Annotated in this window: 14 protein-coding genes; 8 read left to right on the plus strand and 6 right to left on the minus strand. The window is 59.8% G+C overall.

Translation table 11 applies throughout. From position 1 onward, the window contains the following. Positions 1-78 precede the first annotated feature (78 nt). A complete protein-coding gene (locus tag DSM110093_RS09085; RefSeq protein ID WP_243264752.1) occupies positions 79-1407 on the plus strand; it encodes a M23 family metallopeptidase in 1329 nt (442 codons plus the stop codon). Further along, positions 1397-1897, plus strand: a complete 501-nt coding sequence (locus DSM110093_RS09090; RefSeq protein ID WP_243264753.1) for a polymer-forming cytoskeletal protein — start codon at positions 1397-1399, stop codon at positions 1895-1897. The genes DSM110093_RS09085 and DSM110093_RS09090 overlap by 11 nt, the downstream gene beginning before the upstream one ends. 220 nt (positions 1898-2117) lie before the next feature. Here DSM110093_RS09090 and DSM110093_RS09095 read toward each other — a convergent pair whose 3' ends face one another. Further along, positions 2118-2672, minus strand: a complete 555-nt coding sequence (locus tag DSM110093_RS09095; protein WP_243264754.1) for a peptidylprolyl isomerase — start codon at positions 2670-2672, stop codon at positions 2118-2120. Continuing rightward, on the minus strand, positions 2665-3171 hold the full coding sequence (locus DSM110093_RS09100; RefSeq protein WP_243264755.1) for a peptidylprolyl isomerase: 507 nt from the start codon (positions 3169-3171) through the stop codon (positions 2665-2667). The genes DSM110093_RS09095 and DSM110093_RS09100 overlap by 8 nt, the downstream gene beginning before the upstream one ends. Before the next feature lie 127 nt (positions 3172-3298). Between DSM110093_RS09100 and DSM110093_RS09105 the strand changes: the two genes are divergently transcribed. From DSM110093_RS09105 to DSM110093_RS09130, 6 genes are all read left to right on the plus strand, one after another. Then, entirely contained in the window at positions 3299-4477 is a 1179-nt protein-coding gene (locus tag DSM110093_RS09105; RefSeq protein ID WP_243264756.1) for a phosphoglycerate kinase, read from the plus strand. 120 nt (positions 4478-4597) lie between these two features. Next, entirely contained in the window at positions 4598-4897 is a 300-nt protein-coding gene (locus tag DSM110093_RS09110) for a septum formation initiator family protein (protein WP_093925977.1), read from the plus strand. 182 nt (positions 4898-5079) lie between these two features. Next, positions 5080-6093: a pyruvate dehydrogenase (acetyl-transferring) E1 component subunit alpha gene (pdhA, locus tag DSM110093_RS09115; protein WP_243264757.1), complete on the plus strand. Its 1014-nt coding sequence runs from the start codon at positions 5080-5082 to the stop codon at positions 6091-6093. Next, the gene (locus DSM110093_RS09120) at positions 6093-6479 is read left to right on the plus strand and encodes a VOC family protein (protein WP_243264758.1); all 387 of its coding nucleotides are present in this window, start codon (positions 6093-6095) and stop codon (positions 6477-6479) included. The genes pdhA and DSM110093_RS09120 overlap by 1 nt, the downstream gene beginning before the upstream one ends. Before the next feature lies 1 nt (position 6480). Next, entirely contained in the window at positions 6481-7872 is a 1392-nt protein-coding gene (locus DSM110093_RS09125) for a pyruvate dehydrogenase complex E1 component subunit beta (protein ID WP_243264759.1), read from the plus strand. Positions 7873-7882: 10 nt separating this feature from the next. After that, complete coding sequence (locus DSM110093_RS09130; RefSeq protein ID WP_243264760.1) at positions 7883-9238, plus strand: pyruvate dehydrogenase complex dihydrolipoamide acetyltransferase; 1356 nt, start codon at positions 7883-7885, stop codon at positions 9236-9238. A 73-nt stretch (positions 9239-9311) separates the two neighbouring features. Here DSM110093_RS09130 and cysE read toward each other — a convergent pair whose 3' ends face one another. The 4 genes from cysE to DSM110093_RS09150 form a co-directional block, all read right to left on the minus strand. Next, complete coding sequence (gene cysE, locus DSM110093_RS09135; protein WP_243264761.1) at positions 9312-10124, minus strand: serine O-acetyltransferase; 813 nt, start codon at positions 10122-10124, stop codon at positions 9312-9314. 98 nt (positions 10125-10222) lie between these two features. Next, complete coding sequence (locus DSM110093_RS09140; protein ID WP_243264762.1) at positions 10223-14152, minus strand: glycoside hydrolase/phage tail family protein; 3930 nt, start codon at positions 14150-14152, stop codon at positions 10223-10225. Beyond that, positions 14152-14598 carry an NlpC/P60 family protein gene (locus DSM110093_RS09145; protein ID WP_243264763.1) on the minus strand — a complete coding sequence of 149 codons (447 nt, stop codon included), beginning with the start codon at positions 14596-14598 and terminating at the stop codon, positions 14152-14154. Before DSM110093_RS09145 ends, DSM110093_RS09140 begins: the two co-directional genes overlap by 1 nt. After that, positions 14595-15473, minus strand: coding sequence for a DUF2163 domain-containing protein (locus tag DSM110093_RS09150; RefSeq protein WP_243267702.1), 879 nt, complete (start codon positions 15471-15473; stop codon positions 14595-14597). The genes DSM110093_RS09145 and DSM110093_RS09150 overlap by 4 nt, the downstream gene beginning before the upstream one ends. Positions 15474-15479: the final 6 nt, after the last annotated feature.

Raw genomic sequence — 15479 nt, forward strand, 5'->3', positions numbered from 1 at the left:
TGAAACCACTGGCTATTGACGTTGGGCGCGGTCCGGGAGAGCCCTCCGCGTCGACGGGACGGGACAAAGGACGACAACGTGCGCACACGGATTGCCATCAAGACGCATGCTCTGCTTGAGCATTACTTTCCCGAACGCCGCGTCTTTCTGAAATCCGACAGCGATACACGTTTCATCCGCCTCCGCCCCGGCACCCAGATTGCCGGGCTTGCAGGCTCTGCCTTTCTCGTGTCATGGGCCATCATCGCCACGGCGATCATCCTGATGGACAGCATCGGCTCTGGCAATTTTCGCGAGCAGGCCAAACGCGACCAGCGCACCTATCAGGCTCGGTTGAACGAACTTTCCGCGCAACGCGATCTGCGGGCCGAGGAAGCATTGGCCGCACAGGATCGGTTCAACGCCGCCCTGACACAGATTTCCGTCATGCAGTCCGAACTGCTGTCGTCCGAGACCCGCCGCCGTGAGTTGGAGACCGGGATCGACGTGATCCAGTCCACCCTGCGCGACACAATGAAGGACCGTCAGAAGGCCCGGCTGAAACTGGCCGAATTGGAAGGCAGTCTTGAGAATGGTGAGGCAGGCAGTACCCGCGCCGACGCGGATCAAGCCCCGACCGATTTCCTTGCCCAAGCGCTGGCGCGCACCGCTGCTGAGCGGGACAAGGTTGTCGTTGATGCCCAAGACGCCCTGCTGCAGGCCGATGAGATGGCGCAGGAAATTGCGCTCATGCGCGATCAAAACGATGCCATTTTCCGCCAGCTTGAAGAAGCGATGAGCGTTTCTGTTGCTCCACTTGATAAGATGTTCCGCAGCGCGGGCATGCCCACGGACAGCATTCTTGCCACTGTGCGCCGTGGCTATTCCGGTCAAGGTGGCCCGATGACGCCTTTGTCTTTCACCACCCGTGGTGAGGAACTAAGCCCAGACACGCTGCGCGCCAACCGTCTGCTGAACCAGATGGACCGGCTGAACCTTTATCGGATCGCCGCCGAAAAAGCGCCCTTTGCCAACCCCGTGAAAAACGCATTTCGTTTCACCAGCCAATTCGGCTATCGCCGCGACCCCAAGACGGGTGGACGCCGGATGCACAAGGGTGTCGACTTTGCCGCTGGCATGGGCACGCCGCTCTATTCCACCGCCGATGGTGTGGTGATTCACGCGGGCTGGTCATCGGGCTATGGTCGTCTGGTGAAGATCCAGCACGAGTTTGGCATCGAGACGCGCTATGCGCATATGTCCAAGCTTCGCGTGAAAGTTGGTCAAAGAGTCTCGCGCGGACAGCATATCGGTGATATGGGTGCCTCAGGACGGGTCACCGGTGTTCATCTCCATTATGAAGTCCGCGTAGGTGGCAAAGCTGTCAATCCCATGATCTATATCAAGGCTGCAAACGATGTTTTCTAAAAGCAAAATCAATGATCCCGCGCCCAGTGATGCCGATGCCAACAAGCCGGCCGCTTCTGGTCATGCCCCGGCCCCCACTGCGCCGAAGCAGAACGAGTTCAAGGCCAGCGCGCCCAAGGCAAAGCCGCCTGCCTCTGTTCTGTCCTCTGATCTGCATGTGACCGGCAACATGAAAACCACCGGCGATATTCAGGTCGAAGGTACTGTCGAAGGCGACATCCGCGCGCATCTGCTGACCATCGGCGAGACCGCGACGATCAAGGGCGAAGTGGTTGCCGATGATGTGGTGATTAATGGCCGTATCGTGGGCCGCGTCCGCGGCCTTAAGGTCCGCCTGACATCCACGGCCCGCGTTGAGGGTGACATCATCCACAAGACCATCGCGATCGAATCTGGTGCGCATTTCGAAGGTTCCGTGCAGCGGCAGGATGACCCGCTGAACCCCGGTGCGAAATCCGCTCCAGCACAAAAGCCGAACCCCGCGTCGTAAGACGGCAGGCAGGTTAAAGAATTGACAAGCGTCGCAGGCAACTGCGGCGCTTGATTTTGTTTCTGGGGGGGCAATTGGCGGCCCAGCAATCAATTGCCGTCTGGCCGAAAGGTATCAAAGGCAAATGCTTGGAACCATAGCGCTCAATTCATCATAGCCTGAGCGAGGCACATGCACGGGGTGAGCAAGCACGCCCACCCCGCACGATCTTAATCGGATGTTACTCGGTCACAGTGACCTTTTGCATCACGTCTGGCGCACCGACAACGGCGCCATTGGGGCCGGTGCCGCGTTTGATGGCGTCAACCACATCTTGGCCTTCGGTCACCTTACCGACGACTGTGTACTGGCCGTCAAGGAAAGGCGCCTTGTCGAACATGATGAAGAACTGGCTGTTGGCGCTGTCCGGGCTTTGGCTGCGGGCCATGCCGACGATACCAGCCTCATAGGCGATGTCCGAAAACTCGGCCTTGAGGTTGGGCTTGTCAGAGCCGCCCATGCCAGCGCGCGCGGTGTCGGCGCCGGATTTGCCGAATTGCACATCGCCGGTCTGGGCCATGAAGCCGTCGATCACGCGGTGAAAGACCACCCCGTCATAGACGCCTTCGTTGGCCAGTTCGGTGATGCGGGCCACGTGCTGTGGCGCCACATCTTCCAGCAGGTCGATCTTGACGGTACCATTGGACTCACCCGCCACTTCGATCTCAAGCCCGGTTGCCGCAGCCGCCGTGCCAAGGATCGCCAGTACAGCGCTGGTGCCTACGATCTTACGCATCTGCTGCCACTTTGACCGAGATCATGCGGTCAGGGTTTGCAGCAGGCTCGCCACGGGTGATCGCGTCGACATGCTCCATGCCCGAGATGACTTGCCCGTAAACGGTGTACTGACCGTTGAGGAAGTCGTTGTCTTTAAAGTTGATGAAGAACTGGCTGTTGGCGCTGTCGGGGTTGGCCGAACGAGCAGCACCAATGGTGCCACGGGCATGGGGCACCTTGGAGAATTCCGCAGGCAGGTTCGGCAGGTCCGAGCCGCCGGTGCCAGCCGCACGCAGGTTGAAGTTGTCTTCCATGTTGCCGTTGGCCACGTCGCCAGTCTGGGCCATGAACCCTTCGATCACGCGGTGGAAGGCGACATTGTCGTATTTGCCAGCGCGGGCCAATTCCTTCATGCGTTCAACGTGCTTAGGTGCCAGATCGGGCATCAGCTCGATTGTCACTGTGCCGTCTTTCAGCTCCATCAGGATGGTGTTTTCGGGGTCTTTGATATCGGCCATGGGGCATTCCTTGTGTTTGTCTTTGCCAGATACCTAAGGAGCTTGGCGGCAATTGCCAAGCCGCGCATTGACGTGGGGCCCGATAACAGCAAAACACAGCGCAAGAGATTGGAATGGGAGAAGACCGATGGGCTGGAAATCACTGGACGACATGGACCTGAACGCCAAGCGCGTACTGCTGCGGGTCGACATCAACGTACCCGTAGAGGATGGCCGCGTGACCGATGCCACAAGGATCGAACGGATCGTGCCCACGGTGAACGACATTCTCTCGCGCGGTGGCAAGGTGACGCTACTGGCGCATTTCGGGCGACCTAAGGGCAAGGTTGTCGAGGAGATGAGCCTAAAACAGGTCCTTCCCGCACTGGAAAACGCTTTGGGTCGTGACGTGGCCTTTGTCCCGTCGCTTGAGGCCGCAGTTGGGGCGCAGGATGATCTGCAACTCATGGAAAACATTCGGTTCTACCCAGGTGAAGAAGCGAATGATGCAGAGTTTGCCCAACGCCTTGCTGATCTGGGTGATGTCTATTGCAACGACGCCTTCTCGGCTGCGCACCGCGCCCATGCATCGACGGAAGCGCTGGCGCGGCTGCTGCCCGCCTGCGCGGGCCGTTTGATGCAAGCAGAGCTTTCGGCGTTAGAGGCGGCTTTGGCCAAGCCAGAGCGCCCGGTGGGTGCCGTTGTTGGCGGCGCCAAGGTCTCGACCAAGATCGCGTTGCTGGAAAACCTCGTGAACCGATTGGATGTGCTGGTGATCGGCGGCGGCATGGCGAACACATTCCTCGCCGCACTTGGCGCAGATTTGGGCAAATCCTTAGAAGAGCCTGACTATTACAGCACCGCCAAAGATATCATGGCGCAGGCGGACAAGGCGGGTTGCCGGGTGATCTTGCCCGTTGACGGTTTGGTCGCGCGCGACTTTGCCAAAGGTGCCGCGCATGAGGTGGCCCAATTGGGCCCCGACGCGAAATTGGCCGCCGATCAAATGGTGCTGGATGCGGGCCCCGATACTGTCGCCCTCGTTGAGGCCGCTTTTGCCGGGCTGCGCACGCTGATCTGGAACGGGCCAATGGGGGCCTTTGAGATCCCGCCGTTCGACACTGCCACTGTTGCTGCCGCCCGCGCGGCGGCTCAGCAAACCCGCGATGGCACGCTGACCTCGGTTGCGGGCGGTGGTGACACGGTTGCGGCACTTAACCAAGCCGGTGTGGCGGATGACTTTACCTATATCTCCACCGCGGGGGGCGCGTTCCTGGAATGGATGGAAGGCAAAACCCTGCCCGGCGTCGCCGCATTGGGCGGATAAGTCACGCCTGCCAAAAAACAGGTTAAATTCCTATGGCATAGGCGCGCAAGGGGTTCCCCTGAGCGAATCGCCTGTGTCATAAAGGTTTCACGCCCGTTAAGAGGCGACAGAGGCAGACACATGACGCGCACCACCCGCCCCGCATTCGGCACCTTACTGTTCTTCGCGATTGCCTTCGCGTTGAGCCTGTATTTCACCTTTGCCGCCGTGCAGGGTGATTTTGGCCTGTTCCGCCGGACCGAGATCGTGGCCGAGAACCAAAAGCTAGGCGCGCGGCTGGAAGAAGTTCGGGCCGAGGTGGCTCGGATGGAAAACCTCACCAAGCGCCTGTCTGACGATTACCTAGACCTTGATCTGTTGGACGAGCGTGCCCGCAAGGTTCTGGGTATGGTCCGCACCGACGAGATCGTCATCCGCTAAACGCTCCCTACCCCCACGATGGGGTTGCAATTCATTCTCTCTTCTGGCCCACTTTGGCTTGCCAGAACTGGCCTGCGCGCCAGTTTACAAAGTCTCTCGCAATCCATTCAGGAATGCGTTAGGGAATAGTTTAACGCTAAACTACTTTTGGCATCTGACCAGAGCCGACGGAGGAGACGTCCATGGCCGTGAAGAAATCGAGCAAGAAACCCAATGTCTCTGCGGAGGAGTTAAGCAACTATTACCGCGACATGCTGCTGATCCGGCGGTTCGAAGAGAAAGCCGGGCAACTTTACGGCATGGGGCTGATCGGCGGGTTCTGCCACCTTTATATCGGCCAAGAAGCGGTTGTTGTCGGACTTGAAGCTGCGGCTGAGGAAGGCGACAAACGCGTCACCTCCTATCGCGACCACGGGCATATGTTGGCCTGCGGCATGGACCCAAACGGCGTCATGGCCGAGCTGACGGGCCGCGAGGGCGGTTATTCCAAGGGCAAGGGCGGCTCGATGCATATGTTCTCGAAAGAGAAGCATTTCTACGGTGGCCACGGTATTGTTGCGGCGCAGGTGCCTCTGGGTGCCGGTTTGGCCTTTGCCGACCAGTATAAAGGCAACGGGCGCGTCACCTTCACCTATTTCGGCGATGGTGCGGCGAACCAAGGCCAGGTCTATGAGACTTTTAACATGGCCGCGCTTTGGAAACTGCCGGTGATCTTTGTCATCGAAAACAACCAATACGCTATGGGCACCTCGCAGCAGCGCTCGACCTCCTCGGCCGAAATCTGGGAGCGCGGCAAGGCCTTTGGCATTCCCGGTGAAGCTGTCGACGGTATGGACGTGCTGGCGGTGAAAGAGGCTGGTCAAAAGGCCGTTGCCCACGCCCGCGAGAATGGACCGTATATTCTTGAGATCAAGACCTACCGTTACCGCGGCCACTCCATGTCGGACCCCGCGAAATACCGCACCCGGGAAGAGGTCCAGAAGATGCGCGACGAGCGTGACCCGATTGAATCGGTGCGCACCCTGCTGCTCGAAGGCAATCACGCCACCGAAGACGACCTCAAGGCCATCGACAAAGAGATCAAGAAGATCGTGAACGAGAGCGCCGATTTCGCCAAGGAAAGCCCCGAGCCCGCGCTCGAAGAGCTTTGGACAGACATCTACGCAACCGAAGTTCCGCAGGAGGCCGAAGCCTGATGCCGCATTTCGAGATCCACGCAAGCGATGTCGCGGCGGCCAAAACCTTCTATGCTGGATTGTTCGGTTGGGAATTTTCCCCCATGCAAGGGGGCGAAGACGCTTCCTATCAACTGATCGAAGGCCGGGACATCGGCATGGGCAAAGGCCTGACCGGTGGAATAATGACGCGCGGTGACGCGACCCCTGCCGCTGGCGGCCCGATCCGCGGCGGCACAATGACTTTTGAGGTCGAAGACTGTGACGCCCGCTATCGCTGGGCGCTTGATAACGGCGGGGCCGAGGCCCTTCCCCCCACAGATTTTCCGGGCATCGGCCGCTGCGCCTATGTCGAGGACGGCCAAGGCAACGTCGTCGGAATGATTACTCCTGCGGAGAAAAACTGATATGGCAACCGAAATTCTTATGCCCGCCCTCAGCCCTACCATGGAAGAAGGCACGCTGGCCAAATGGCTGGTCAAGGAAGGCGATGAAGTCTCTTCTGGTGACATTCTGGCCGAGATCGAAACCGACAAGGCCACAATGGAATTCGAAGCCGTGGACGAAGGCACCATCGGCAAAATCCTGATCGAGGAAGGCACCGAAGGCGTGAAGGTGAACACCGCCATCGCCGTTCTGCTGGAAGAAGGCGAAAGCGCCGACGATATCGACAGCGCGAAATCTGCGCCTGCCGAGGACAAAGGCGAGGACGCCAAGCCCGCGCAGGCCAAATCCTCGGACGACGATCGCGAGCCCCCCGCCGAGGGCAAGAAACAGCCCGAGCCCGACACCAGCCCCGACTGGCCCGAAGGCACGGCGATGAAGCAACAGACCGTTCGCGAAGCGCTGCGCGACGCCATGGCCGAAGAAATGCGCCGCGATGAGGATGTCTTCCTCATGGGCGAGGAAGTCGCTGAGTACCAAGGCGCCTATAAGATCACCCAAGGGATGCTGGACGAGTTTGGCCCCAAACGGGTGATCGACACGCCGATTACTGAACATGGGTTTGCGGGCATCGGTGTCGGTGCGGCCTTTGGCGGTCTGCGCCCGATTGTCGAGTTCATGACCTTTAACTTCGCCATGCAAGCGATGGACCAGATCATCAACTCCGCGGCCAAGACGCTTTACATGTCCGGCGGTCAGATGGGCGCGCCCATGGTCTTCCGTGGCCCCAACGGCGCGGCGGCCCGCGTCGGTGCACAGCACTCTCAGGACTATGCCGCTTGGTTCATGCAGATCCCCGGCCTCAAGGTCGCGATGCCCTATTCGGCGAGCGACTATAAAGGTTTGATGAAAACCGCGATCCGCGATCCGAACCCGGTGATCTTCCTTGAAAACGAAATCCTCTATGGCCGCAGCTTCGACGTGCCGGATGTTGAGGATTACACCGTACCCTTCGGCAAGGCCCGCATCTGGCGCGAAGGGTCGGACGTGACCATCGTAAGCTTCGGCATCGGCATGACCTATGCGCTTGAGGCGGCTGAAAAGCTGGCCGAAGACGGCATTGAGGCCGAGGTCATCGACCTGCGCACGCTGCGCCCGATGGACACCGACACGATCCTGAAATCGGTTATGAAGACCAACCGCTGCGTCACCGTCGAAGAAGGCTGGCCGCAGGGTTCGGTCGGCGGCTACATCAGCGGCGTGATCATGCAGGAGGCGTTTGACTACCTCGACGCCCCGGTCATCACCTGCACCGGCAAGGACGTGCCCATGCCCTATGCCGCCAACCTCGAAAAACACGCGCTGGTCACCACCGATGAGGTGATCGAAGCCGTGCGCAAAGTCACTTACCGGTAAGGAGCGGATCATGCCCACAGAAATTCTCATGCCCGCCCTGTCCCCCACGATGGAGGAAGGCACGCTCGCCAAGTGGTTGGTCAAGGAAGGTGATGAGGTCGCCTCGGGCGACATCCTCGCCGAGATCGAGACTGACAAGGCCACGATGGAGTTCGAAGCCGTCGACGAAGGCACCATCGGAAAAATCCTGATTGAGGAAGGTAGCGAGGGCGTGAAGGTGAACACACCGATCGCCGTGCTGCTCGAAGAAGGTGAAAGCGCCGACGATATCGATACATCCGCATCCACCAAGGAAGAAAAACCACAGGCCGAGGAAGCGGCCAAAGCAGCCGAAGCCGAGACGCCCGAAGCGGGCTATGGCCGTGGTGCGACGGATGCTAATGACCCCCCGGCCAAGAGCGACGCCAAAGCCCCCGCCGCCCCCAAGGACGACAAGGGCGAGCGCATTTTCGCCTCCCCCCTCGCCCGCCGGATCGCCGCCGGCAAGGGTTTGGACCTGTCGCAAATCGAAGGCAGTGGCCCGCGCGGTCGGATCGTCAAAGCGGATGTCGAGAATGCCCAGCCGACTGCGGCGAAATCCGAAGGCGCCGCGCCTGCCAAAGATGCCGCCCCGGTCGCCCAAGCCGCTGCCACCGGCCCCTCTGCCGATGCAGTCGCCCAGATGTACGAGGGCCGCGAGTACGAGGAAGTCACCCTCAACGGCATGCGCAAGACCATCGCCGCGCGCCTTACGGAGGCCAAGCAAACCGTGCCGCATTTCTACCTGCGCCGCGACATTCAGATCGACGCGCTGCTCTCGTTCCGTGGTGATCTGAACAAGCAACTCGAAGCGCGTGGTGTAAAGCTGTCGGTGAATGACTTCATCATCAAAGCCTGTGCGCTGGCCCTGCAATCGGTGCCAGATGCTAATGCTGTTTGGGCCGGTGATCGCATCCTGAAGCTCAAGCCCTCGGACGTGGCCGTGGCTGTTGCCATCGAGGGCGGTCTCTTCACGCCGGTCCTACAGGATGCCGACACCAAATCACTGTCGACCCTCTCGGCGCAAATGAAAGACCTTGCCACCCGCGCACGAGATCGGAAACTTGCGCCGCACGAGTATCAGGGCGGCAGCTTTGCCATTTCCAACCTCGGTATGTTCGGGATCGACAACTTTGATGCGGTGATTAACCCGCCGCATGGCGCGATCCTTGCTGTCGGTGCTGGCGTGAAAAGGCCGATCATCGGGAAGGATGGCGAGGTCACTGCGGCCACAGTCATGTCGGTCACCCTTTCGGTCGACCACCGCGTGATCGACGGAGCACTTGGCGCGCAGCTTTTGAATGCGATTGTCGAAAACCTCGAAAATCCGATGGTGATGCTGGCCTAAGGTCGCCACACGTCAAACAAACAAAAGCCGGGGCATGCCCCGGCTTTTTCATTTCTAACGATATCCATTGGGCTTATTCACTGTCTGGCCCGAAAAGGTGGTTCATCGACATCGACGGCTGGTCACATCCCGCCTCACCCACGATCCGCGCTGGAATCCCCGCGACGGTTTTGCAGGCAGGCACTGGCTCCAGTACGACCGAGCCCGCAGCGATGCGACTGCAATGGCCGATGGTGATATTGCCCAACACCTTCGCGCCCGCGCCAATCAACACGCCGTTCCCGATTTTGGGGTGACGGTCCTCTTCTTCCTTGCCGGTCCCGCCGAGGGTCACTGAATGCAGCATCGAGACGTTGTCGCCAACCACCGCCGTCTCACCAATGACGATGGAGTGCGCGTGATCGATCATAATGCCCTTGCCCATCTTGGCCGCCGGGTGGATATCAACGCCAAAAATCTCGCTCACCCGCATTTGGATAAAATAGGCCAAGTCGCGTTTCCCCTTGGCATAGAGGTGATGGCCAACCCGGTACGCCTGCACCGCCTGATACCCTTTGAAATATAGGATCGGCTGCAACAGCCGATGGCAGGCGGGATCGCGGTCATAGATCGCCACCAAATCAGCGCGTGCTGCGGCGACGAGGTCGGGGTCTTCGGCATAGGCTTCTTCTACCATTTCGCGCACGACCATCATCGACATCTCATTCGACGACAGCTTCGCAGCGATCCGGTAGGAAAGCGCGTTCTCGATTGATTTATGGTGAAGGATACAGGCGTGAACAAAGCCGCCGATCAACGGCTCATCACGCACCGCATCTTCGGCTTCTTGCTGAATTTGGTCCCACACCGGGTCCACTTTCGAGATATTTCTGCGTGTCTGTGCCATGTCACGGGCTCCTTCACTCTGCCGCTAGGGTAGCTCATGCAATAGCGCAGGACCATTTGTAAATCCGCACATGCTCAAAATCGTGATAACGCGCGGGCTTAGCTCGGCACCGCAAGGCGCGTTGCCAACCCCGCGCCATAGGTTGCAGAAACCTGCGCGACCGTGACCTCGAATGTACCGCTGATACCATCGCTTGCTTGCGCGGCACGGCTGTAGGTCCAAGTGGGCGCATTAAGCAGCACTTCTCGCAGTTGCTCCGTGCCATCAAAGACCCGTAGAAGGTATTGCTCGTTCTCCTCACCAAGCGGCACCTCCGGCCCCTCCCATGGATCGCCGTCAATGCGTGTCCGACGCACCCAACTGATCGCGATGTCGTCATTCGGCGCGACTTTTGCGCGCAGATGGCAAGGGCTGAAGGGGCGCAGGCCGTTCCCGTCAAAGGCTTGAACCTGGTGCACATAGGACGGATCATCCACAGGTCGCCGTGCCGGGCCAATCCGGTAGTGCTGCGCCACCCGCCGCAAATGTGGGCTGAGTTCAACTTGTTGCGGCGTGCCGTTCATCAAGACAAAAGTCGACCCCGCAGGCCAAACCTCCGGCATCAACCCATCGCTGCCCGCCTGCCCGCGCAAACGGCCCTTGAGCCAATAGGTCAGCGGAGCGACAAGCTGCGCCTCCTGAAACTGAAACAACTCCCAATTGCCGGTACTGCCATCACCAATGGCGGCAAGGTTCGCTCCATTCAACAGCGCCTCCTTACTAACCGATTCAAGCGTGCCACTGGTCAGTTCAACCTCCAGCACCGACCCCGCATCCGGCAGCCCGGGACGCGCCAAATAAAGCGGCGATCGTGTGACGCCTATGATCGATCGGCTGGGCACAATCGCGTTAAGCGCGTAATTTGCATCCACCGTCGAGCGATAGACCGCGACGGATCCCGGCCAAGGCGCCGCGGTAACAGCGAGATGCGGCGCATGTGGCACTTCATCACCCCGCATTAGTGGCAAATCCATAAATTGGGGCCAAACGGGCAGCGGAGGTACAAAAGGCCGCAGGCTTGCCAGCTCTTCCTCAAGCGGTGCGGGATCATAGACTTCGGGTTCGATCCGGGTGGCCTCTATCAGCATGGCGCCGACCTGTTCAACGCGGTCAATCCGGTAGCGCCCCGGCCCCTCTGCGCCGTCGCCCGGCAGTTCGATCACATCCCCAGCACCCACAGTCATCTGCGACGGCGGCAGAGATAGCCGTAACGTTTCGCGTGCGATGCGCGCTTCGGTCAGCCAACGTTCGGCCACCTGCCGCCCCTCGCCGCGTGTCAGCGCCATGTTTAGCTCGGTGCCGCTTACCGCGTGGGTCGCCTCATCCGCCAGAACCGCCTCTTCCGAGATCGCGTCGAAATCCGCATCTGCCTGAACAAAACGCAATCGCACGCGCCCCGAAACCTCGGCCTCGGCCTCGCGCAACTGTTCGGTCAAACCATCAAGGTCAGGGCTTACGGCTAACCGATCACGGTCAATTGGCACTGCATTCGCCCCATCTCGCAGACGGAAGTGCAGCACGCCATTGCGTTCAATCGCGTCGAAGCCATAGCGCAGCATAAGCGGTTGCAACGCCGCGCGCGCTTCGCTGACCTGGGTCACCGCATAGCCGCGCACATAGCCAAACAGCTGTGACGTATCGAAATGCTCCACCCCCGCTCTGCGGCAAATCTCACTCACAACCGAAGCGAGCGACCGTGCCGAGGCACGCCCGTTCAGCCAATGTCCTCGGCTGTAATTCTCGCCATCACTCCAAAGATCGACGTTATTGGGAAAGAACGGAAAGGGCCGCGTATCCCACGCCCAGACAAACGCCCGGGACATATCAAGCATCGGCCCGCCATATTCCGTTGAGGTCGGGTTACGCGCAGGATCGCGCCAGTAAGCTGAAATTGCACGCAGATACTGCATCTGCATCAGGTCGTCCCGCGCGCCCGTGGAATAATGCGGCAATGCGCTTTCCGAACTCTTCTGATCAAGAAATTTATTGGGCTGGTTCGCCCCTTTGTTGATCGCGGCACATCCATATTCTGTAAACCAAATCGGTTTGGACATCGGCTGCCAGTCCGTTGGCGCGGCTTGGCGCTCTCCGCCTATGCGCTGATGGTGATGGTTCTCCCACCAATTTCGCAGGTCTTTATAGCGGTAAACCCAAGGTTCATCATGTGCCCCATCCGTAATCAGCGTGCGGAACTGTGCGGCGCGGGCTTCTGGCGAATGGTAGTACCAGTCATAGCCCTCGCCACCTTCGATGTTGGATTGCAGATCACCGACATCATAGATGGCGGGCCATTGCGCTCCATCCAGATGCCCCGCCTCATCCCGCCAATCGGCCAGCGGCATATAATTGTCGATACCAATGAAATCGATGTTCTCGTCAGCCCAAAGCGGATCAAGATGGAAGTAAAGATCGCCGCTGCCATCCTGTGGCTGATAGCCGAAATACTCAGACCAGTCAGCGGCATAGCTGATCTTGACCTCTGGCCCCAACAATGCACGCACCTCTCGCGCCAGCATCCGCAATGCCACCACAGCGGGAAAACTATTCGCCGCCCCACGTATCTGCGTGAGTCCCCGCATTTCCGAGGAAATGCAAAAGGCCTCAACCCCACCTGCCGCTGCGCAAAGCGCCGCGTAATGTAGAGTAAACCGCGAAAGGGTCCATTCCTCAGGGCCATTGTAGCTTACCGTGCCCTGCGTAACCGCAAAGTCCGCCGCCGTGACACTGCCAAAGAAGGCGCTTACCTCTGCCTCTGCCGTTACCGTGCCATCCGGGCTGCCAGGGCGCCCCGGTGCCGCCGAGAGGGTGATCCGCCCCCGCCATGGCAGACGCGGCTGGTCATCCGCATCACTGTAGGGATCCGGCAAGCCGTTGTCTTCGGTTTGATCCATCAAGATGAACGGGTAGAACATCACTGCCTTGCCCGCCGATTTGAGCGCTTGGATGGCCTCGATCACCGCCGCATCCGCAGGCGTTCCGCCATAGATCGGACGCTCATTCTGCTGGGCGATCACCTCCGCAGTTGCACGCGTCACGCCAGACACCCGCCAAGGCATGTTCTCCCCATCAATGGCCGGGTCTTCAACCTTGGGCCGCAAACGACCTTCCCCACACCGCAGGTCACTGCCAAACCACGACACAACGAGAGAGGCGGCCTCTAGATTTGGCAACTCTTCCGTCATATTTTCCAACGCCACGGAAAAATCTGTCTTTGCGGCGGGGGTGTTCACATTTGCGCTCCAGCGACTGCCGGGACCACCTGAATAGTGCACCGGCGTGGTGGCGAGCGCATATTCTCCCGTGCCGGGGATCAAAGCGACACCTTGAACCCCAAAGGCAGGCGCATGCTCTGATTTCGGCGCGGCGGACTGCTCAGGGCGCATCACCTCGAAAGAGAACTGCGGCACGCGGTTACCGAATTGCGCCAGTGGCAAATTCTCCATCACCACATAGGCCGTGCCGCGATAGGCAGGCACCTGATCCGCCCCCTCAATTGCGGCCATGGTCGGGTCAGGCTGCTGGTCTGGCTGACCCAAATAGACGCGCATGTTCAGATCATCAGGGGCAATTTCCACCCCATCGGCCCAGATACGACCTACGCTGGTGATTTCCCCCTCACAAAGCGCAATGGCAAGACTGACAGTGTAGCTATACTCAGTCGTTTTCGGCGCCGATGGATCACCTTTACCACCGCCGCTAACATTGACGGTCTCTTGGAACTGCGAGGCCCAAATAACATGACCCGCCAACCGCAGCCGCCCGTAAAGCTGAGCGATCGCGGCACCTTCGCCTGAGCTGGTCAGCCGGAAACGATCGACCTTGCCTGTCTCAACGGCCTGCCCACCTTGACCCAGCAACCGCTGGTCTACCAAACGTCCCAAGGTTGCGCCAACCGCACGGCCCACCGCGACCGAAGACAGCCCCGCCAGCGTGCCCCCAATAGAGCCGCCAACCGCTGCACCCGCTGCCGAAAGAACAATCGTCGCCATCAGGAGACCTCCTCAGGAAATATGAAACGCGCCACGATCCGCCGCTGCCAAGGTGCGCTGAGCGGGCTTTCTACCACCCCATGCCCTGCATAGGCATGAATGAAACTTGGGCGATCACCGATGCTTGCCTGCACCCCAAGATGTTTTGCCACCGCACCTTGACGCATCCGAAAGAGCAACACATCACCTCGCGCGGCCGCATCATCGCCCTTTGCCGTCATATGCCGTAGTGCCGCCGCCCAAAGCTGCTCTTCGCCCTGCGGCTCGGACCAATCCATAGAATAGGGCGGCACTGCCTCAGGCTCGCAGCCTAGCAACTCGGACCATAACCCCCGCAGCAGCCCAAGGCAGTCGCAGCCCGCCCCCTTGGTCGCGGCCTGATGCACATAGGGCGTGCCGATCCACTGTCGCGCAGCCCAGACCAGCCTTTCGCCAGCCGCACTCATCTGCGAGAACCGCCGCCGTTGGCTCCGTCGGAACGGGGCACCGCCATCATCCAATCTTCGTTCGGAAGATCGGGAAAACCTTGGAAATTTATCAGGTTGTTGAACTTCAGCCGGCAGGTTTCCATCCGCTTGTCGCAGCCCGCTGTGAGCCGTACCACCGTGCCTTCTGGCAGTGGCCCGCGGATCGGCTCCCATAGCTCAACGACACGCTCCGCGCCTTCGAAGTAATCCAGCTTGATCATAGCCCAAAGCCCTGCCGCCGGTCCGTCGAGTACATCCAGCCTTCCGCGGGCAAACCAACCCTCTTCAAACCCCAACAATGTAGCCCAGCGAAAGTACTGCGCCTCTTGCGCGGCCTCAATCACCCGCTCAGCAGTATAGCCCGGTGCGGAGAGGTCAAAGCGGCAGTTGCCATCGCCCAGAACCGCCGAACAAGGCTTTTGATAGACATGTCCTAAGGGCCGATTCAGCGGTTCGGTAAGCCCGCGCAACTCAGCCCGAAAACTGCCGCCTGCGCGGCGCAATTCGCCAATGGACCCGCGAAACTGTAACACCCGTTGCGATGGCTCCGCCCAGTTTACCAGCCACGCTTGTACCTCCGCCCGATCAAAGCGTCCCTGCTCAATTTCATCCTCACGGATCGCATCGTCACACAGCGCGCCAAGCGCTTCGGTATTATCAACAGACAAGCCACTGGTCTGCGCCAGTGCCTGCGCACTCAGCCCGATATCGGCCCGGAACGTAACGCCATCAAATTGCAGCGCCACGTCATGGTCAGTGGATGCAAACACTACCCCATCGCGGCGCGTTACTTGCCAGCAATGACAAAGCGTCGTGACACCGCTGGCGATATGCCTAGCAAATCCGGCTTCTATCCCCGC

Source organism: Sulfitobacter sp. DSM 110093 (assembly GCF_022788715.1).
GTDB lineage: Bacteria > Pseudomonadota > Alphaproteobacteria > Rhodobacterales > Rhodobacteraceae > Sulfitobacter.